Below are 19,727 nucleotides of genomic sequence, written 5' to 3'. Positions count from 1 at the left end.
CTCACCCCGCGTGGTCGGCGTTGTACGCGTCGAGGACGTCGCCGATCGCGGCATCCATCACGAGAACGCCGTTGTCGAGGTAGAGGCCGCGCGTGCAGAACCGACGCAGGTCCCGCTCGTTGTGGCTGACGAAGAAGAGCGTCCGCCCCTCGGCGAGGAGCTCGTCGATGCGGCGGTAGCACTTCTCCCGGAACGCCTTGTCGCCGACGGCGAGCACCTCGTCCACGAGGAGCGTGGGCTCGTCCAGCTGCGACACCACCGAGAACGCCAGCCGCACCTTCATGCCGTTCGAGAGGTGTTTGTAGGGCATGTCGACGAAGTCGCCGATCTCGGCGAAGGCGATGATGTCGTCGAAGCGGCGGGAGGTCTCCGCCTTCGACATGCCGTGCAGCCCGGCCATCAGCCGCACGTTCTCCCGCACGGTGAGATCGCCCACGAACCCGCCGGTGATCTCGATGAGCGGCGCCACTCCCCCCTCGACCCGGACGGACCCCTCGTCGGGGAGCAGGACCCCGGCGACGAGCTTGAGGAGCGTGGACTTGCCCTGACCGTTGCGGCCGACGACACCGATCGCCTCGCCGCGGCGGACGTCGAAGGACACGCCCCGCAGGGCCCAGAACTCGCCCGGCCGGCTGCGCCGCGCCGAGCCCGCGAAAAGGTCCTTCAGGCTGCGGCGACCGCGGCGGTTGCGGCGGAAGCGCACCCCCAGGCCGTCGACGCGGATCGCGATGTCCTCGCCCATCACAGCTCCTTCAGCACGGCGGGCTCCAGGCGCCGGAAGACGACGACGCCGAGGGCGAGGATGCCGAGGCTGAGGACGGCCGCGACCAGCACGGCCGTGACGTCCGCCTCGCCGGGGAACAGGCCCACGCGGTACAGGGTGAAGATGCCCGACAGCGGGTTGAGCAGCGCCAGGTCGCGGAAGACCCCGGGAAGGTCGTTCACACCGTAGATGATCGGCGAGGCGTAGAACAGGGCCCGCAGGATCAGCCGGGTCGTGCGCTCCAGGTCGCCCCAGAGGACGCACAGCGGCGCGACGAGCAGACCGAGCCCGACCAGCAGGATCGCCTGCAGCGCGACGGCCACCGGGAACAGGAGCAGCCCCCAGCCCACGGTCACCCCCGAGAAGACCGCGAACAGCACGAGCACGGGCAGCGAGAAGACGAACTCGACGCCCTTGCTGAGCACGATGCGGTTGACCCAGATCGAACGCGGGATCGCGGTCGAGCGCACGAGGCGCGCGTCCTTGTTGAAGGCGCGGGTGAGGTCGCCGACCGCCGCGTTGAACCACACCCACGGCAGCAGGCCCGACAGGAGGAACACGATGTAGGGCTGGGCGCCGATGTCTCCGCGTTGGAACACCTGGGTGAACACGAACCAGTAGATCGCGCTCATCACGAGCGGATCCAGCACCGACCACAGGTAGCCGAGGGCACTCGTCGCGTAGCGCACGCGCAGATCGCGCGCCGACAGCAGCCACAGCGAGTGCAGGTAACGCCGCGGGGAGCCGGCGGCGCCGACGACGGCGGTGGTCACGCGTCCGAGTCTAGGAGGTGAGCGTGCGCACGCGGGTGGGCCTGCGCCGTCCCGCACAGGGGACGCGGGGCGCACCGGGGTAGACTCGTGAGGCCATGGCCTCCATTCCTTCGCGCCACGACGCGGCCCCGAACGACACGTTCACGCCCGCCAGCGCGACGATCGCGATCGTCACCTTCAACCGCTCCGGACTGCTGACGAGGCTGCTCGAGAGCATCACCGCGATGGACCCGAAGCCGGGTCATGTCGTCATCGTCGACAACGCGTCGAGCGACGACACCACCGCCGTCGTCGAGTCGTTCCGCGACCGCCTGGGCACCGAGCTCGTGTACCGCCGGCTCGACGAGAACACCGGCGGGTCGGGCGGGTTCAGCGAGGGGATGCGCGTCGCGTACGAGCTCGGATCGACCTGGATCTGGCTCATGGACGACGACGTCGAGGTGCTGCCCGACGGCCTGGCGAGGATGGGGGCGTGGGCGCCGCGCTTCAAGTCGATCCAGGGGCGGCGCTACGACTTCGACGGCAGCGAGTTCTACTGGCAGTACCGCGTGGCGGAGCCGCTGGCCATCCCGATCCCGTTCGCGCCCAGCCGCTTCGACGACTCCGGCTACAAGGAGATGAACTCCGGCTGCTTCGAGGGCATGTTCATCCACCGCGACATCGTCGAGCGGATCGGCCTGCCCGACCCGCGCTTCTTCATCTACTGGGACGACCAGACCTACGGTTGGCTCGCGTCGCGGGTGACGACGTCGGTCATCGTCAACGAGTTCGTGCTCCGCCGCACCCGCGAGATCAAGCAGTGGGACATGGGCATCCGGCACATGAACGCGTCGAGCAACGCGTACCGCTACTACATCATGCGCAACCGCGCCATCATCCAGCGCTACTACCGGAGCCTCGGGGTCTACAACCCGGTGCTGTTCGGCGCCGGCACCGCGCTGACGTTCGGCAAGGAGCTGGTCCGGCTCCTCTTCGTGGAGCGCACCGTCCGGGGGACCTCGAACCTGTTCCGCGGGCTGCGCGACGGCAGGAAGATCGCGCGGGATGCGGAGTGGAAGCCGATGCCGCCGCTGGTCGCGGCACCCGCGGCATCCTGAACTCCCCTTCATCGCTCGCAACGCTCGGAGACTCTCGTGGCCCACATCCTGCAGAACACCGTCCTCCCGACCGAGCGCGACCCCGATCTGCTTCCGCTCTACGTGGACCCCGAGACCTGGACCTCCATCGACGAGGAGCCCGTGCGGGTGTCCAGCCGTGCCCAGCTCGGCAACATCCTGGGCCGCACGACGGCGCGCATCGTCGCCGGGCGGCGCGTCTCCTTCGGCACCTACTTCAACGCGTTCCCCGCGTCGTACTGGCAGCACTGGACGACGGTGCGCGCCGTGACGCTCACGGTGCGCACCACCGGACCGGCCACGATCCTCGTGTACCGCTCGACCGGCAGCGGTGTGCGCCAGCGGATCGACACGCGCGAAGTGGAGGGCCAGGCCACCACGACGTTCGAGCTCACGCTCAATCAGTACAGCGACGGGGGCTGGATCTGGTTCGACGTCGCCGCGGATGAGAAGTCGGCGACGTTCGAAGGCGCCACGTGGTCGACCGAGACGGAGCCGCGTCGCCAGGGCAAGGCGAGTATCGGCATCACGACCTACAACAAGCCCGATTACTGCATCGGAACCCTGCGCGCGCTGGCGGCGAGTCCCGAGGTCCTTCCCCTGTTGGACCGCGTGTTCGTGATCGATCAAGGCGATCGGCTCGTCTCGGCGGAGCCCGGCTACGACGACGTCGCCCGCACGCTCGGCGACACGCTGCAGATCGTGACGCAGCCGAACCTCGGCGGTTCCGGAGGCTTCGCCCGGGCGATGACGGAGACCCTCCAGCGGCCGGAGAGCGACTTCGTGCAGCTGCTGGACGACGACGTCCGCATCGAGCCGGAGTCGATCCGGCGATCCATCATGTTCGCGCGGTTCGCCACGATTCCGACGATCGTCGGCGCCCACATGTTCGATCTGCTCGACCGCCCCAAACTGCACGCGTGGGCGGAGGTCGTGGACGACATGCCGTTCATGTGGCGCACCCTCAACCAGGAGCGGATGCCCCACGACTTCTCCGTCGCGAATCTCCGCCAGTCGCCGTCGCTGCACTCGCGCCTCGATGCGGACTACAACGGGTGGTGGATGTGTCTGATCCCGACCGACGTCATCCGTGAGGTCGGGCTCGCCCTCCCGGCGTTCATCAAGTGGGACGACGCCGAGTATTCACTGCGCGCGCGCGAGGCCGGTTTCCCCACGGTCTCCGTGCCGGGCGTCGCCCTCTGGCATGTGTCGTGGGTGGGCAAGGACGACTCCATCGACTGGCAGGCGTACTTCCACGCGCGCAACCGCATCGTCGCCGGGCTGCTGCACTCTCGCGCACCGCAGGGGGGCACCCTGATGAAGCACAGCCGCCGGCTGGACCTCAAGCACCTCATGATGATGCAGTACTACCCCGTGGCCCTGCGCCACCGGGCACTGCGTGACGTCCTGTCCGGTCCCGCGCACATGAGGGCCACCCTCGCGACCGCGATGCCGGAAGCCCGCGCACTGTCGTCGGGGTTCCCCGAGACCGTCGTGCACCGGGAGACGGACACGCCCCTGCGGTCGCGGCGCGGGCGGCTGGTGTTCCCGCAGCGCAAGCGCCATCAGATCGACAGCCCCACGGGCCTGCGGCTGCGATGGTTCACGGCATCCACCCTTGCGGCGCACTGGCTCCGTGCACCCCGCCCCGAGAACGTGGCGCAGCCCGAGGTCGAGTTCGGCAAGGACGACGCCCACTGGTGGCGCGTCCCGCTCTTCGACAGCGCCCTGGTCAACGCCGCGGACGGGTCGGGCAAGAACGTCTACACCCGCGATCGTGCGCAGTTCCGTCGGATGCTCATCGACAGCATCCGCCTGCACCGCACGTTGCGTCGGCGATGGGACCGACTGTCCGACGAGTACCGCCGAGCGCTGCCGGAGCTGACCGCGGAGTCGGCCTGGCGCCGGACGTTCGACCTCGACGGCGACGCGGGCCGCTGAGCCCGGGTCGCTCGCTCGGGGCGACAGGCGCCATCGCCGTCAGGCGAGGTGGTTGTTCCAGAGGGAGAGCGCGGCCCCGACCGCCATGTGCATGTCGAGGTACTGGTAAGTGCCGAGTCGCCCGCCGAAATGGACGTCGCGCTCACCCTTCGCGAGTTCGCGATAGGCGAGAAGACCGGCACGATCGTCCGGGGTGTTCACCGGGTAGTACGGCTCGTCGTCGCGCGTCGCGAAGCGGGAGAACTCTCGCATGATGACGGTCTTGTCCGTCGGGTAGCGGTCGGCACGCTCCGGGTGGAAGTGCTTGAACTCATGGATGCGCGTGTAGGGCACGTCCGCATCGGCGTAGTTCATGACGCTCGTGCCCTGGAAGTCGCCGATATCGAGCACTTCCTCCTCGAAGTCGAGCGTCCGCCACGACAGCTCGCCCTCCGCGTAGTCGAAGTACCGATCGACCGGGCCGGTGTAGACGACGGGGACCTGACCGACGGTCGACTTCTTGTTCAACGGCTGCGACTCGTCGAAGTAATCCGTCGACAGCTTCACCTCGATGTTGGGGTGGTCCGCCATCCTCTCGAGCCACGCCGTGTAGCCATCGGTCGGCAGGCCTTCCCAGGTGTCGTTGAAGTAGCGGTTGTCGTAGGTGTATCGCACGGGCAGGCGGCTGATGATCTCTGCCGGCAACTCCTTCGGATCGGTCTGCCACTGCTTGGCGGTGTAGTCCCGGATGAAGGCTTCGTAGAGCGGGCGTCCGATCAGGCCGATGCCGCGCTCCTCGAGGTTCTGGGCGGATTTCGGGTCGAACTCCCCCGCCAGCTCGTGCACGAGCGCACGCGCCTCATCGGGCGTGTAGGCCGCCTGGAAGAACTGGTTGATCGTGCCCAGATTGATCGGGAGGGGGAAGACGACGCCCTTGTGAGTGGTGTACACGCGGTGGACGTAGTCGGTGAACGTCGTGAACCGGTTCACGTACTCCCACACGGTCGCGTTCGAGGTGTGGAACAGGTGCGCGCCGTAGCGGTGCACCTCGATGCCGGTCAGCGCTTCGTCCTCGCTGTAGGCGTTGCCACCGATGTGGTGGCGGCGATCGATCACCACGACCTTGCGGCCCGCGGCCGCGGCCCGCTCGGCGATCGTGAGTCCGAAGAAGCCCGAGCCGACGATGAGAAGATCCATGACATCCAATCCCGAGCGCGATGGCGCTCACTTTCCCAGGGTACCGAGCCGACCGGTGAGGTCAGACGTACCGTCTTGCGTAACGTCGGACGTGCACCGCCCGATAGACGGCGAGCGCCGCGGCGACGATCAGGATGCCGAGGATGGCACCGTAGAGTCCGAGCCAGATCACCAGCGCCGCGATGACGGGGATGCCGACCACCGCGGACGCGATCGACGAGAGCGCCAGCTGGCGAGAGCCTCCGAGCGCGACGAGGCCCGAGAGACCGGCGATCTGAGCCACGCATTCGAAGGCGAAGGCGGCGCCGGCGATGACGGCGACCGTCCACGGCACCACGGCTTCGCCCAGACTCAGCAGCGACGACACCGGGGTCGACAGCACCGCCAGCGCCACACCCCCGAGGAGGCCGACTCCGGTTGCGACCTTCACTCCGGTCACCGCTCGGGCGCCCACGGTCGCTCGCCCGGATTCCGGCACCCACCCCTGGATGGCCTGCAGGATCGGGGCGAGGGCGAGGACTCCGTACTTCATCAGCCGATCGATCATGGCGAAGACCGGAACGGCGGCGGGCGCGAAGGCCTGAACGAGCACCGTCGGCGCAGCCGTCCACATGCTGGCCGAGATCGTGCTCGACACTCCTGCGGACTGGGAGCGCAGGATCTCGCGCCACGGAGTCGGGTGCGCGGCCCGACGCGGGCCGTCCTGGGGACGGGTGACGACGTAGACCACGGATGCCGCCACTCCGACGACGGTCAGCGCCGCCGTGCACGCGAGGTACGCGGTCAGCTCTCCGGTGATCGAGACGGCAAACAGGCCGAGCACCTGGCCCACGATGGAGGGCGTCGCGTCGAGGAGGAAGAGCGGGATCGGCCGATTCGTGCCCACGAAGTACCAGGCGGCACTCAGTCCGGCGAACGTGTAGGTTCCGGCGGCGAGCACCGCATTGGTCCACGACTGGCCCGTGAGCTGAGCGCAGAGGATCACGGTGGGCAGGAGCACCACCGCGAACAGCGTCCCGCGGACGGAGAGCGACTGCATGAACACCGCTTTGCGCTCCCCGGGTGCGATGGCCGACACCATGCTCGGGCCCGTCGCCCCCCAGCCGAAGGCGACGATCACCGACGCGAACTGGGTGATGGCCTGCATGACGGCGAGATGCCCCCACTGCTCGGCGCCGACCGTGGCGATCAGGATGGGTAGCGAGAAGACCCCGACGAGCGTCGAAGCGACGATCGAGAGGGAGAACAGAGCGCTCCGGCGCAGCAGCTCGTGGCGGAACAGGCGCCTCATGGGCGTCGCCGGCTCCCCCGGATGGCACGCAGCCGCTCCTCGCTGATGCGACCCGTCACGCCGCGCAGCCCGTCCGAGAGCCCCGCCACGGCAGCCCGCCACTGCGCGCCGCGATCCGGTGACAGCACGACGCATCCGACGACCATCTCCGCCATCTTGCGGGTGCGGAACAGCATCCAGCGCCGGCGGCGACGACCGAACACGCGGACGAGGATGGTGCTGTTGCGCACCATGTAATAAGTGCGAAACGGAGCGTGGTACAGGACGTGTCGGGGCTTCCCGGCGATCACGAGGTGACGGCCGAAGACCGTCAGGGGCACCAGCTCACCCAGTTCGTGGGCGATCTGCGCACCCGCCGCCACCACGAAGTGCAGGCCGTGCTCTTCGGCCCGGATGGAGAACTCGGAGTCGACCGCGTCGATGAACAGATCGGAGCGGTACGGTCCGACCTCGTCGAGGACCGACATCGGGATCAGCTGGCCGGCCTGGATCGGATCGAAAGCGAACCCGTCACGGAGCAGGACGCGCTGGCCGCCGACGAACTCGGGCACGACGGCCGCGACCTCCACCCCGGACGCCGCTGATGCCGCGAGGATGCGCAGTGCGCCCTCGACGTACCCGTCGGGGGCGGACGAGTCCTGATCGAGGGTGAGCACGTGGGTGGCACCGAGCTCGCGTGCGCGCTGCACCCCCTCGTTCAGAGCGTTGCCGATGCCCGAGTTCTCGGCGATCTCGACGATGTGCAACGAGGGGAGCTCGAGGCCGAGCGCCGCCGTCGAATGGGTCCCGTCATCCACCAGGACGACCGCATCGACCTGCTCCCGGAGGGCGGTCACGCGAGCAGCGAGGGCCGGCGGCGCGTGGAACACGGGGATGACGGCGATGACGAAGTGGGACACAGGACTCCTCGGCCGCTCTCACTGGAAAGGAGCGGGATTTTCATCGTAGATCAGCGTGTTCGTGGGAACCCTGCGTACAGGCCGCGGAGGCGTCGGTCGAACGCGGTCACTCCGTAGCGACTCTCCGCCCACTGCTGCGCGCGACGGGTGCGGGCCGAGCCGTCCGCTGCGAGGGCGCCCACGACGGAGGCGGCGAACTCGTCGGCGTCGTCCGTCAGCCCGGCGAACAGGTCCGCGTCGCCGATGCCCTCCGCGCCGACGGGCGTCGCCACGACGGGCACTCCCCGCACCATCGCGTCGATCGTCTTGAACTTCACGCCGGCGCCGGTGAACAGCGGGGCGATGAAGACCGACGCCTCGGCATAGGACGGCTCGAGGGACTCGAGATACCCCGTGAGCGCTGCTCGATCCGCGCGCGCGACCATGCGCTCGAGCCCCGGCCGGGCGTGCGCGCCCGCGACGACGAGCCGCGCAGACGGCACGGCACGCAGCACTGCGGGCCACACCCGTTGCAGGAACCACTCGATGCCGTTGTGATTGTCCGCGCGGTTGAGCGCCCCGGTGAACAGCACGATCGGCTCCGCCGCGTGCGGCGCGCGGGCCGGAGCGGTCCCTTCCGGCCCCAGGCCCGGGAGAACGACCTCCACGGGAGTGCCCGGTGAGAGCTCGCGGGCCAGATCGGCGTCCTTCTGACTGAAGACGATCACGACGTCCAGCTGCGCCAGCGACCGCTGCTCGCGGCCTCTGCTGCGGGCGGCTGCGACCCGGTACGCACTGCTCAGCGGAGCTCGTGCGGCCGCTGCGGCGCGCTCCCAGCGCTGCGTGATCACGTCGTGCGCGATGCCCACCAGGAATCCGTCCGGCATCCGGCGCCGTACCGGCTCGGCGAGGGCGAACATCTCCGACCACTGGAACTCGATGACGTGGGCCCGGTGCAGCCGATCCCACACCGCGGCATCCGGTCGGCGGAACTCGTTGCGCACGTTTCGCGTGACCGCGCTTCCCGCCCAGGCGGCCTCGACGTCGGCGACGGGCTTCAGCCGGCCTCCGGCGAACAGTCCACGGCCGCGCATCAGAGCCACCGATGCGACGTCCTCGACGCGTCGAGACGCGTCCGCGTTGTCCGTCGTCAGCGGAGCGGTCGCATCGATCGCCCACTCCGACGCGAGGGCGCGGTAATGGGCACCGACGTAGCGGCCTCCCGCATGGGCGATACCCGGGTACGGGATATACTTCGTCAAGCTCGCAAGACGCGGAGGCTGCGCCTCGCTCGACTCCGAAACCACGCTTCACCTCTCCCACGACGCGCTCTGACAGCGACCACTTTATGGAACAGTACGCGACGATCGTCATCAGCTACCGACGCCCCGATCTCCTGCGTTCGGTGCTGGCGAAGCTGGCGGAGCAGACGGTCCCGCCCGAGCTCGTCATCGTCGTCGACAACGCCGGCGACCTCGACGAGGACGTGCTTCGCGAGAGCCCTCTGGCCCTGCGCACGCACCTCATCCGACGACCGGACAATCCCGGCTACTCCGCGGCGGTCAACGAATCTCGCCCGTTCGTGCGTGCCGCCGACATCGCTCGGCTGCTCGTTCTCACGCACGACGCGGAGTTCTCGCCGGAGCTGGCGGCCGAACTGCTGGTCGCGGCGGCCTCGCCGGCGGTCGGCGCCGCAGGACCGTTGCTGCGCCGGGCGTCGAACCCGTCGACCGTCTTCTCGGCGGGCGGGCGGCTCACGCGCAACGGGCGGGCATGGAACACCGTGGCTCCGGCCGCGGACGCGCCCTACCCGGTGGACTGGGTGGACGGCGCGATCGTCATGTACAGGACCGATGCGCTCGATCTCATCGACTGGCTCGACGAGCGCTACTTCCTCTACTTCGAAGACGTCGACACGGCATGGCGGATGCGGCGTGCGGGACGCCAGACCGTCGTGGTGCCGTCGGCGCTCGCCGCCCAGGATCCCGGCGCGCATCCGATGTATCTCGGCATCCGCAACATGGTGCTCTTCGCACGCCGCGCCGGCATTCCCGGGTGGCGCTCGGCGCTGGGCGTGGCGCGCCGCGTCGCCGAGGAGAGCGCCTTCCGCGTGCTGCACGGCCGCCGCCCGGATGTGCTCGATGCGTGGCGCGGGTGGCGCGACGGCCGTCGCGGACGGACCGGACACCCCCCGGCGAGGTCCCGCCGTGGCTGAGTTCGACATCCTGCTGCCGTTCTACGGGCCGTCGGATCAGTTCGAAGAAGCGGTGCGCAGCGTCCTCGCCCAATCGCACGGCGACTTCCGCCTCCTGTGCGTCGACGACCACTACCCCTCCCTGGAACCGCGCGACTGGTTGTTGTCGCTGGACGACCCGCGCATCGAGTACGTGCGCAACGACCACAACCTCGGCGTCGCCGGCAACTTCTCGCGCTGTCTGGAGCTCGCGGAGGCGGAGTGGTTCGTCATGATGGGCGGCGACGACATCATGCTGCCCGGGTACCTGGAAACGATGTCACGACAGCTGCACGCTCATCCCGGTGTCGACATCATCCAGCTCGGCGTGGAGGTCATCGATGCCGGCGGCCGGCCGAGCCGACCCCTGGGCGACGTCGTGAAGGCGGTGCTGCGCCCGCGTACGCGCGGCGCATCCGTTGTCATCGAGGGAGAAGCGATGGCCAAGAGTCTCGCGCGGGCGGATTGGGCCTACTTCCCGTCCCTCCTCTGGCGCACCTCGACGGCACGGCGGATCGGGTTCGACACCACGTTCGCGATCGCTCTAGACCTCTCCCTGCTGCTGGACATCGCGCTGGACGGCGGGCGGATGCTCATCGCCGACGACCTGGTGTTCCGATATCGGCGGCACGCGGCGTCGGCGTCCGCGGCGGGGACGCACGGGGATGTGCGCTTCACCCAGGAAGCGATGCTGCTCGACGCGTATGCGCGCCGGTTCGCCGCACGGGGATGGCACGGCGCCGCGCGGACCGCACGGGCGCGACTCATCCCGCGGCTGAACGCCCTCGTGTCGGCCGCGGCGGCGCTCGCCCGCGGACGAGGTTCACAGGCACGGCGCTACCTTCGCCACGTCTTCGCGTAGCCGGCGACATCTCGCCGCCTCGCGAACGGGCAGGGAGGGGCTCGGACCCGCGATGCGGTGACGATTCAGCGGTGACGATACAATCGAGACTCGCGCACGTGTTCGCGTATCGAGCCGACGCCCGCTCCCGCGCCGCTCGGCGGCATCCGTCCTCGCCCAGGAGAACCACACATGCCCGACCACGTCCTCATCACCGGCGGCGCCGGTTTCATCGGCTCGCATCTGGCACGCTCCTTCGTGCGGGCCGGGTGCACGGTCACCGTGCTCGACTCGCTCATCGAGCAGGTGCACGGGCCGGATCCGGAGACCACCTCACCGCTGCTGCGCTCGCTGGACGGTGTCGCGGAGGTTCGCCGTGGATCGGTCACCTCGATCGAGGATCTGCGCGACGCTCTGCGCGGCGCGACGATCGTGGTCCACCTCGCCGCGGAGACCGGCACCGGACAGTCGATGTACGAGATCGACCGCTACGTCGACGCCAACGTCGGCGGGACCGCGAAACTCCTCGACCTTCTCGCCAACGAACCGCACGATGTGCGGCGCATCGTCATCGCCTCGTCCCGCTCGGTGTACGGCGAGGGCTCGTACCTGACACAGGACGGGCGCGTGGTCTATCCGCCGCACCGCGCCGAGGTCGATATGGCGGCGGGCGACTTCGAGGTGCACCTGGCCGGCGAAGGTCCTCTGCGCATGGTCCCGACGGACGAGAACGCGCGTCTGCACCCGTCGAGCGTGTACGGCATCACGAAGCAGATGCAGGAATCGTTGGTCATGACCGTCGCGCCCACGCTCGGGATCGAGCCGGTGTCGGTGCGCTATCAGAACGTGTACGGCCCCGGCCAGTCACTGACCAACCCCTACACCGGCATCCTCTCGATCTTCTCGACCCTCATCAGGCAGGGCAAGGAGATCAACGTCTTCGAGGACGGTGCGGAGAGCCGCGACTTCGTGTACATCGACGACGTCGTGGAGGCGACCTTCCTCGCCGCCACGCACGCCGACGCGGCCGGAGGCGTCTACAACGTCGGCTCCGGGGTGGCGACGACCGTGATCGACGTCGTTCATGCCCTGTTCTCCGCGTTCGGCACGGAGGTGCCGGTGCGGGTGTCCGGGAACTACCGACTCGGCGACATCCGCCACAACGTGGCCGACACGAGCGCTCTACGAGACCGGCTCGGTTTCACACCGTCCGTGCCCTTCGCCGACGGTGTCCGCCGCTTCGTCGACTGGGTTCGTGCCGAACCGACGACGGACGACGCCTACGAGCAGTCGCTCGAGGAGATGGCTCGCCGGAAGCTCCTCAAGTAGTCGAGCCGTCGAGGCCCCGACGATCACCCGGACCGGGTGATTCGTCGTCCCTCGCCGCGGCGGCCGACCCGTCGCCCCGTGTCCCGAGGTCGGCGCGTTCACGCTCGAGGAGAGCGAGGCGCGCGGCGAGGCCCTGGATCTCGGCGCGGGCGATGGCGGCTTCCTCGGCGAGCCGACGGATCTCGTCCTCGGCCTGAGACAGCTCCCACGACAGGTGGAGCGAGACACCGAGGAGAAGGACGATGCCGAGCGCGAAGATGAGGTTCGCCGGCACCTGGACTCCGAGCACGCCCGCAAGCCCCAGGAGCAGCTGGGGGAAGACGCCGAGGATGAGGACGGCGAAACCGATCACCAGCCACATCGCCGCATACTTCTCACGCAGACGACGAGCGAGCAGCATCCACACCACGATCACGAGGATGAGGACGGCGAGGACGATCCCGACGAGCACGATCATGCCGCAGCCTCCCCGACGGGACGACCTCGCGTCGGCGACGGACGGCGTGTGATCGCCAACGCGAGCGCGAACACCGACCGCAACAGGTACATGCTGGCCCCGATGGGCCCCTGGCTCGGAGTTCCATGAGCTCGGGGCCTCATGGCGACGGGCACCTGCGTGACCGTCAGCCCCGCGTGACAGGCCGCCACCAGCGAGTCGAGCGTGTCGCCGAGGTACTCCGCGGGGTAGTACTTCACGTATTGATCGATGGCGCGCGCGTTCGCGGCACGGAAACCGCTCGTGACGTCCGTGAGTCGGGTCTTCGCCACCCCGGACACGACGCGCGCGAGGACGATCATCGCCCAGCGCCGCGGGCCGCGCACCTGGTAGTCACCGACGTCGGCGAACCGCGCGCCGATGGAGATGTCCGCGTGCTCCAGTCCCTGCAGCACCCGGGCGATGTCGGCGGGATTGTGCTGCCCGTCGGCGTCGACCTGAATGGCGCGCGCGTAGCCCCGGCGCTGCGCGTAGGTGAAGCCGGTGCGCATCGCACCGCCCACCCCGAGGTTGAAGGGAAGAGTCAGCACCGTCGCTCCCGCGGCTCGCGCCTGCGCGGCCGTGTCGTCGGTCGACCCGTCATCGATGACGGCGACATCGAACGACGGGTCGCTCGCGCGGATCTCGCGCACGGTGGGGCCGACGCTTCGAGCTTCATTCCATGCCGGCACAATGACGAGCACGCGTCCCTCGGTCGAGCCCATACCCGCGATTCTATCCACGGACCTCACGGGCCCTCCTGTCCCTCGCACGCCACGATCTCGTAGAGACGCGCGTCACCTTGCTCGTCGACCAGACGCACCGCGGGCGACGTGGCGAGATCCTCGAACCCGGGGTAGCTGTGCGTTCCCGGAAGGATCTCGCGGGTACCGAAATCCAGCACGAAGCGCGTGTGCGTGCGATCGAGGGCCGCGCAGACGGCGTCGCCCGCGCGAGCCGAACGGAGACCGTCCTGGATCGTGCGGATGTCCGGGGACACCTCGGACAGTGTGTGCGGCTGCAGCACCTGACGCCCCGCGAGCGCGTAGGCGAGCGCGGTGCCGGTCCAGGGGTTTCCTGCGATCACCGCCCCCTCCGGCACCCGGTCGCCGAGCCGCTCGAGAAGCGCGTACTCGTCCGAACTGATCAGCAGGGAGTCGGGCGCGATGCGGTACACGGTGTTGACGAAGGACGAGACCGTCGCGACGGGGCCCGTGAGGACCAGGGCGATCGCGGCGACGCCCGCCACGCTTCCCACGGCGCGCACGGCGCGTCCGACGCGCACCCCCGAGGCATCGGCCGGCCGCTTGAGCATCCTCCAGACCCACTCCGTGCCGAGGGCCGCCAGCGGCACCATCGTCATCGGAACGATCGCGGCGAGACGCGGGATGTTGTTGTACCAGCTCCCTGTGAGGACGTCTCGCAGCGGTTGATAGGTGAACGATGAGACCACGACGAACAGCCCGGCCGCGACCACGTACATCGACAGCGCGACGAAAGCCTCCGGACGGCGCGACACGGCCGTGGCGACGATCCCGGCGAGCACCGCGACCGCCACGACGACGGAGGGCGACGCGTACCACATCGATGCCGTCAGCACTTGGCCGACGGCATCCGGGATCGACAGCGTCGGGGGCCATCCACGGGCGTCTGCCGGCGGTCGCAGCACCTTGAGCAGCAGGAGACCGACGCCTGCATAGGCCACGAAGCCGAGCACGACCAGGATGCGCCGACGCCCCGCGGTCCGCCGGGAGAGCCGCCACGCGAAGAGGGTGACCATGGGCAGGGTCAGCGCCAGGACGACGACGAACGCACCGGGGTGCGCCAGTGACAGCCCCGGGAGCGTGCCGAGGAAGATGAGCGACCACCAGGTCCGCGGCATCGTCGTCCGCGCACCGAAGCCGAGGGCCTGCACGGCCGCCGCGAGCGCCACCGGCACGAGAGCGAGACCCAGCTGGAAGGGGAAGAGGACGCCGTAGTCCATCAACAGGAAGGGGAAGGCGGGCACCCCCACGGCGGCGACCACCGCGGCGACAGACAGCACCCGCCCCGTCCCCAGGAGCGTGCGGGTGAGCAGGAGGGCGCCGAGCGGCCAGATGACGGCCGAGACGACCAGGGTGACGGCGTTCACTCCGATCGGGATGGCCACACCGGTCAGCGTGATCACGAGCGAGACGAGAGCGTGCCACGCCGCCGGATAGAACGGCAGCGTGCCCCCCGGGTTCGTCATCCGTCCGAGGTTGAACGACGAAGCGTTTCCCGTGTCCAGGACATATCGGACACCGTTGAGATGGAAGATGTTGTCGAAGGTCTGCGAGAAGTTGGTCGGCTCCCCGATCGCGACGCAGACCCGCCAGACGAGAAAGCCGCTGCCCAGCACGATCGCGGCCAGCACCCAGAAGTCGGGGCGCGAACCCCCCGCCTCCGTCGACGGTCGCACCCACCTCCGGCGGATCAGCGTCAGTGCAACGGCCAGAATCGCAGTGAGCAGGATGAGGGGGACGGGCGACCAGACCAACCCGACCCACGGCGCGGTGACGGAGGCGAGCGCGATCGCCGTCAGGGCGAATGCCGGAGCCGCGGCACACGCCCACAGTCCGCGCAGGCCCACCGCCCAGGAGAGCACGCCGCCGACGACGGCGAGGACGGCGAGGGCAGCGAGCACGGCAACAGCGAGCAAAAGCCAGGTCACGGGGTGAAGTCCTCGGGAGTCGTGTCCGCTCGATTCTCGCGGATCCCATCCACACTAATCGTGCGGCCTGGAAGAACACCGACGCGCGCCGCGTCCGCACGTTCTGCGGAGAGAGACGACCGCCGTCTGGCAGGATGGGAGACCATGAAGGGCATTATCCTGGCGGGCGGCTCCGGCACCCGGCTGCACCCCATCACCCTCGGGGTGTCGAAGCAGCTGGTTCCTGTGTACGACAAGCCGATGGTCTACTACCCGCTGTCGACGCTGATGCTCGCGGGCATCCGGGACATCCTCGTCGTGACCACCCCCCATGACGCGCCCTTCTTCGAGCGGCTCCTGGGCGACGGTTCCCAGTTCGGGGTGAACATCTCCTTCGCTCAGCAGCCGTCGCCCGACGGCCTCGCCCAGGCGTTCACGATCGGCGCCGACTTCATCGGCACCGACAAGGTCGCGCTCGTCCTCGGCGACAACCTCCTCTACGGCCCCGGACTGGGCACGCAGCTCAAGCGGTACACGGACGTCGACGGCGGCGCCGTCTTCGCCTACTGGGTCGCCGAGCCCTCCGCGTACGGTGTCGTCGAGTTCGACGCCGAAGGCAGAGCCGTCTCGTTGGAGGAGAAGCCCGTCGCGCCGCGCAGCAACTACGCGGTACCGGGTCTCTACTTCTACGACAACGACGTCGTGGACATCGCCCGGAACCTGCGGCCGTCGGCGCGCGGCGAGTACGAGATCACCGACATCAACAAGGCCTACCTGGAGGCGGGAAAGCTGCAGGTGGAGGTGCTGCCGCGCGGAACCGCGTGGCTGGACACGGGTACCTTCGACCAGATGACGGATGCCGCGGACTACGTGCGGACGATCGAGCGCCGCACCGGTTTGCGGATCGGGGTGCCGGAGGAGGTCGCGTGGCGGCAGGGGTTCCTGTCCGACGCGCAGTTGAACGAGCGGGCGCAGAAGCTCGTGAAATCGGGCTACGGCACCTACCTGCTCAGCATTCTGGAACGAGGACTCTGATGGCGCGCAAACTCCTGGTCACCGGTGGTGCCGGTTTCATCGGTTCGAACTTCGTCCACCACGTGATCGCGCACACCGACGATCACGTCACGGTCATGGACAAGCTCACCTACGCGGGCAACCTGGCGTCGCTGGCGGGCCTGCCGGCGGACCGCTTCTCTTTCGTGGAGGGCGACATCGCCGATGCGGCGCTGGTCGACGACCTGTTCGCCGGGGCGGATGCGGTCGTCCACTACGCCGCGGAATCGCACAACGACAACAGCCTGAACGATCCGCGTCCGTTCCTGGACACGAACATCATCGGCACGTACACGCTGCTGGAGGCCGCGCGTAAGCACGGGACGCGCGTGCATCACATCTCGACCGATGAGGTGTACGGGGACCTCGAGCTGGACGACCCGGAACGGTTCACCGAGAACACCCCCTACAACCCCTCGTCGCCGTACTCGTCGACGAAGGCGGGCTCCGACCTCCTCGTGCGCGCCTGGGTGCGCTCCTTCGGCGTGCAGGCGACCATCAGCAACTGCTCGAACAACTACGGCCCGTACCAGCACGTCGAGAAGTTCATCCCGCGCCAGATCACGAACGTGATCCGCGGCATCCGTCCGAAGCTGTACGGCAAGGGCGAGAACGTGCGCGACTGGATCCACGCCGACGACCACTCCTCGGCCGTGCTCACGATCCTCGACAAGGGTGTCATCGGCGAGACGTACCTCATCGGCGCAGACGGCGAGAAGGACAACAAGACCGTGGTCGAGCTGATCCTCGAGCTCATGGGTCAGCCCGCCGACGCCTACGACCACGTGACCGACCGTGCCGGCCACGACCTGCGCTACGCGATCGACTCCACGAAGCTGCGCACCGAGCTGGGCTGGACGCCGCAGTACCGCGACTTCGAAGCGGGGCTCGCCGCGACGATCGACTGGTACCGCACCAACGAAGCATGGTGGGCAGCCGCCAAAGACGGCGTCGAAGCGTTCTACGCCAGCAAAGGACAGTGACCCGCGGACGGCCTCGTTCTCAGGCTGGCGCACAGGCCCCACCAGGTAGACTCGCAAGGATGTTTGCTTCAGACCGGGATGCTGGTGAGCGGATGCGCCGCCTCGCGGCGATGCCGCTCGAGGAGGTCGGCGGATCCCACGGCCGCCGCTCATCCGTCGGAGCCCTGCGCAACGTGCTGTCCCGGCGTGAGATGCTCGGTCTGCTCATTCGCCGCGACCTCAAGGCCCGCTACAAGGACTCGACCCTCGGCTTCTTCTGGTCGACCGCCCGGCCCCTCATCCAGCTCGCGATCTACTTCGTCGTCATGGGGCAGTTCCTCCAGGCGGCCAAGAGCATCCCCGATTTCGCCGTGTACGTCTTCGCCGGCCTGTCGGCCATCGGACTGTTCACGGAGATCATCACCGGAGCGACGAGCTCGATCCTGAACAATGGCGGCCTGGTGAAGAAGGTCTACCTGCCGCGAGAGATCTTCCCGCTCTCGAGCGTCGGATCGGCGTTGTTCAACTTCGGCATCCAGCTGGTGATCCTCCTCGGCGCGACCCTGCTCGTGGCGAAGCCGCCGCTGCACCTCCAGTTCCTCTACTTCTTCCCCGCTCTCTTGGTCCTCGTCGTCTACGCGACCGCGTTCGGGCTGCTGTTCAGCGCGGTCAACGTGTACCTGCGCGACACGCAGTACCTCGTCGAGGTCGTGACGATGCTGCTGTTCTGGGCGAGCCCGGTCGTGTACTCGTGGGAGATGGTGCGCAACCTGATCTCGAGCCCGCTGCTCCTCGAGGTGTACACCAACAACCCGCTGACGCTCGCCGTCCTCGGATTCCAGCGCGCGTTCTGGGTCGCCGGTGAAGCGCACGTGTGGCCCGGCGAACTCATGCTGCGCCTCCTCGTCGCGCTCGGGATCGGGCTCGTCCTTCTCGTCTTCTGTCACCGCACCTTCGTTCGCCTGCAGGGCAACTTCGCCCAGGAGCTCTGAGCCGGCCATGCCTTCCTCATCCCGCGACCAGGACGACGTCACGCCTCCCGTGGTGGCATCCGTCGAGCACGTCTCGAAGCGATTCGTCATCCGCAAGGACTCCTCCATCAAGGAGCGCATCGTCACACTCGGCAGGGCGGGCAGGCGCCATCGGCAGAGCTTCTGGGCCCTCGACGACGTGACGCTCGACATCCGCGCCGGCGAGACGATCGGACTGATCGGTCACAACGGGTCCGGCAAGAGCACACTGCTGAAGATGATCGGCGGGATCATCGAACCGACATCGGGAACGGTGCGCGAACGGGGTCGCCTCGCGGCGCTGCTCGAGCTGGGCGCCGGCTTCCATCCGGATCTCACCGGCCGCGAGAACGTCTTCCTCAACGCCTCGGTGCTGGGGCTGAGCCGTGAGGAGACCGAGGCGCAGTTCGACGACATCGTCGCTTTCGCCAACATCGGCGATTTCATCGATACGCAGGTCAAGTTCTACTCATCGGGCATGTACGTGCGTCTGGCGTTCGCCGTGGCGGTGCACACCGACCCCGACATCCTGCTCGTCGACGAGGTGTTGGCCGTCGGGGATGAGGCCTTCCAGCGCAAGTGCATGGACCGCATCCGGCAGTTCCAGCACGAGGGACGCACGATCATCCTCGTCAGCCACTCGTTGGATCAGGTGGTGGATCTGTGCGGACGCTCCGTCCTGCTGGATCACGGGAAGATCGTCTACGACGGCAACCCCACCATCGCGGTCGCCAAGTTCCGAGACCTCCTCGAGGAACGGCGTCTGGAGGAACGGGCGACGGATGCGGCCAACGCGCGGACGGGTGGCGCAGCCGTCACGACGGTCGTCGCACGTGCGGGCGATCCCCGCTCCGGAGGAGCGCTGCGGCGCGGTGACGACCTGGAGATCGTGGTCACGGTCGCCGCCGACCACCTCGACGACTGGGCCTGCCGGATTCAGATCGACGACAAGATGGGCCAGAAGGTCTATGTCACCGGAACGGACTGGCTGGGAGTGGCGCAGGAGCCGCTGTCCGGGGAGCGGGAGGTGCGCTTCCTCCTGCGCGCACCCGCGTTCGGCGGTGGAAAGTACTTCGTCAACGCGGCGCTGCTGAACGACCAGGGTCAGACCCTGCACAACGTGATGCAGGCGACGTCGTTCAACGTCGAAGCCGACCCCCACGCCATTGGATTCTTGAGCATCCCCGTGGAGGCATCGGCTGCAGGTCGGTGAGGC

The 19,727-nt window shown here is 68.5% G+C and carries 18 protein-coding genes; 9 read left to right on the top strand and 9 right to left on the bottom strand.

The genetic code is table 11. The annotated features are described in order from the left end of the window. Nucleotide 1: 1 nt before the first annotated feature. Nucleotides 2–742: an ABC transporter ATP-binding protein gene (locus L0965_RS10110; protein ID WP_060960931.1), complete on the bottom strand. Its 741-nt coding sequence runs from the start codon at nucleotides 740–742 to the stop codon at nucleotides 2–4. After that, nucleotides 742–1,536, bottom strand: coding sequence for an ABC transporter permease (locus L0965_RS10105; protein ID WP_101306709.1), 795 nt, complete (start codon nucleotides 1,534–1,536; stop codon nucleotides 742–744). Before L0965_RS10105 ends, L0965_RS10110 begins: the two co-directional genes overlap by 1 nt. A 95-nt stretch (nucleotides 1,537–1,631) precedes the next feature. Between L0965_RS10105 and L0965_RS10100 the strand changes: the two genes are divergently transcribed. Both L0965_RS10100 and L0965_RS10095 read left to right on the top strand, forming a co-directional pair. Further along, entirely contained in the window at nucleotides 1,632–2,633 is a 1,002-nt protein-coding gene (locus tag L0965_RS10100) for a glycosyltransferase family 2 protein (RefSeq protein ID WP_101306710.1), read from the top strand. Between the two features lie 36 nt (nucleotides 2,634–2,669). Then, nucleotides 2,670–4,592 carry a glycosyltransferase gene (locus tag L0965_RS10095; protein ID WP_060960934.1) on the top strand — a complete coding sequence of 641 codons (1,923 nt, stop codon included), beginning with the start codon at nucleotides 2,670–2,672 and terminating at the stop codon, nucleotides 4,590–4,592. A 39-nt stretch (nucleotides 4,593–4,631) separates the two neighbouring features. Here the strand turns inward: L0965_RS10095 and glf are convergent, their stop codons facing one another. From glf to L0965_RS10075, 4 genes are all read right to left on the bottom strand, one after another. After that, a complete protein-coding gene (gene glf / locus L0965_RS10090) occupies nucleotides 4,632–5,768 on the bottom strand; it encodes a UDP-galactopyranose mutase (protein ID WP_101306711.1) in 1,137 nt (378 codons plus the stop codon). A gap of 61 nt (nucleotides 5,769–5,829) precedes the next feature. Next, nucleotides 5,830–7,059 carry a lipopolysaccharide biosynthesis protein gene (locus L0965_RS10085; RefSeq protein WP_101306712.1) on the bottom strand — a complete coding sequence of 410 codons (1,230 nt, stop codon included), beginning with the start codon at nucleotides 7,057–7,059 and terminating at the stop codon, nucleotides 5,830–5,832. Then, the gene (locus L0965_RS10080) at nucleotides 7,056–7,958 is read right to left on the bottom strand and encodes a glycosyltransferase (protein WP_060960937.1); all 903 of its coding nucleotides are present in this window, start codon (nucleotides 7,956–7,958) and stop codon (nucleotides 7,056–7,058) included. The genes L0965_RS10085 and L0965_RS10080 overlap by 4 nt, the downstream gene beginning before the upstream one ends. A 50-nt stretch (nucleotides 7,959–8,008) precedes the next feature. Continuing rightward, complete coding sequence (locus L0965_RS10075) at nucleotides 8,009–9,199, bottom strand: glycosyltransferase family 4 protein (RefSeq protein WP_157831633.1); 1,191 nt, start codon at nucleotides 9,197–9,199, stop codon at nucleotides 8,009–8,011. An 86-nt stretch (nucleotides 9,200–9,285) separates the two neighbouring features. Here L0965_RS10075 and L0965_RS10070 point away from each other — a divergent pair, with 86 nt between their 5' ends. The 3 genes from L0965_RS10070 (at nucleotide 9,286) to L0965_RS10060 (ending at nucleotide 12,340) form a co-directional block, all read left to right on the top strand. Next, on the top strand, nucleotides 9,286–10,152 hold the full coding sequence (locus L0965_RS10070; protein ID WP_060960939.1) for a glycosyltransferase family 2 protein: 867 nt from the start codon (nucleotides 9,286–9,288) through the stop codon (nucleotides 10,150–10,152). Continuing rightward, the gene (locus tag L0965_RS10065) at nucleotides 10,145–11,032 is read left to right on the top strand and encodes a glycosyltransferase family A protein (RefSeq protein WP_198553633.1); all 888 of its coding nucleotides are present in this window, start codon (nucleotides 10,145–10,147) and stop codon (nucleotides 11,030–11,032) included. Before L0965_RS10070 ends, L0965_RS10065 begins: the two co-directional genes overlap by 8 nt. Nucleotides 11,033–11,203: 171 nt before the next feature. Further along, the gene (locus L0965_RS10060; protein WP_101306716.1) at nucleotides 11,204–12,340 is read left to right on the top strand and encodes an NAD(P)-dependent oxidoreductase; all 1,137 of its coding nucleotides are present in this window, start codon (nucleotides 11,204–11,206) and stop codon (nucleotides 12,338–12,340) included. Here L0965_RS10060 and L0965_RS10055 read toward each other — a convergent pair. Genes L0965_RS10055 through L0965_RS10045 form a run of 3 tightly spaced genes read right to left on the bottom strand, consistent with a single transcriptional unit; the run spans nucleotide 12,333 to nucleotide 15,507 of the window. Next, nucleotides 12,333–12,797, bottom strand: coding sequence for a DUF2304 domain-containing protein (locus L0965_RS10055; protein WP_060960941.1), 465 nt, complete (start codon nucleotides 12,795–12,797; stop codon nucleotides 12,333–12,335). The two genes, L0965_RS10060 and L0965_RS10055, sit on opposite strands and share 8 nt — an antisense overlap. After that, complete coding sequence (locus L0965_RS10050; protein WP_101306717.1) at nucleotides 12,794–13,540, bottom strand: glycosyltransferase family 2 protein; 747 nt, start codon at nucleotides 13,538–13,540, stop codon at nucleotides 12,794–12,796. Before L0965_RS10050 ends, L0965_RS10055 begins: the two co-directional genes overlap by 4 nt. Before the next feature lie 23 nt (nucleotides 13,541–13,563). Continuing rightward, nucleotides 13,564–15,507, bottom strand: a complete 1,944-nt coding sequence (locus L0965_RS10045; RefSeq protein WP_157831634.1) for a DUF6541 family protein — start codon at nucleotides 15,505–15,507, stop codon at nucleotides 13,564–13,566. Nucleotides 15,508–15,651: 144 nt separating this feature from the next. On the opposite strand from L0965_RS10045, the gene rfbA reads away from it, so the two are divergent. Genes rfbA through L0965_RS10025 form a run of 4 tightly spaced genes read left to right on the top strand, consistent with a single transcriptional unit; the run spans nucleotide 15,652 to nucleotide 19,724 of the window. Continuing rightward, nucleotides 15,652–16,521 carry a glucose-1-phosphate thymidylyltransferase RfbA gene (rfbA, locus tag L0965_RS10040; protein ID WP_060960944.1) on the top strand — a complete coding sequence of 290 codons (870 nt, stop codon included), beginning with the start codon at nucleotides 15,652–15,654 and terminating at the stop codon, nucleotides 16,519–16,521. Continuing rightward, on the top strand, nucleotides 16,521–17,522 hold the full coding sequence (gene rfbB / locus L0965_RS10035) for a dTDP-glucose 4,6-dehydratase (RefSeq protein WP_101306719.1): 1,002 nt from the start codon (nucleotides 16,521–16,523) through the stop codon (nucleotides 17,520–17,522). Before rfbA ends, rfbB begins: the two co-directional genes overlap by 1 nt. Before the next feature lie 59 nt (nucleotides 17,523–17,581). Next, nucleotides 17,582–18,493 carry an ABC transporter permease gene (locus L0965_RS10030; RefSeq protein ID WP_082734293.1) on the top strand — a complete coding sequence of 304 codons (912 nt, stop codon included), beginning with the start codon at nucleotides 17,582–17,584 and terminating at the stop codon, nucleotides 18,491–18,493. Between the two features lie 7 nt (nucleotides 18,494–18,500). After that, a complete protein-coding gene (locus tag L0965_RS10025) occupies nucleotides 18,501–19,724 on the top strand; it encodes an ABC transporter ATP-binding protein (RefSeq protein WP_060960947.1) in 1,224 nt (407 codons plus the stop codon). Nucleotides 19,725–19,727 lie beyond the last annotated feature (3 nt).

The sequence above is a fragment of the Microbacterium sp. NFH-22A-Y genome (genome assembly GCF_021401375.1).
Classification (GTDB): Bacteria; Actinomycetota; Actinomycetes; order Actinomycetales; family Microbacteriaceae; genus Microbacterium; species Microbacterium hominis.
The sequence above is the reverse complement of the archived record's forward strand: the minus strand, read 5'-3'. Positions and strand labels throughout refer to the sequence as shown.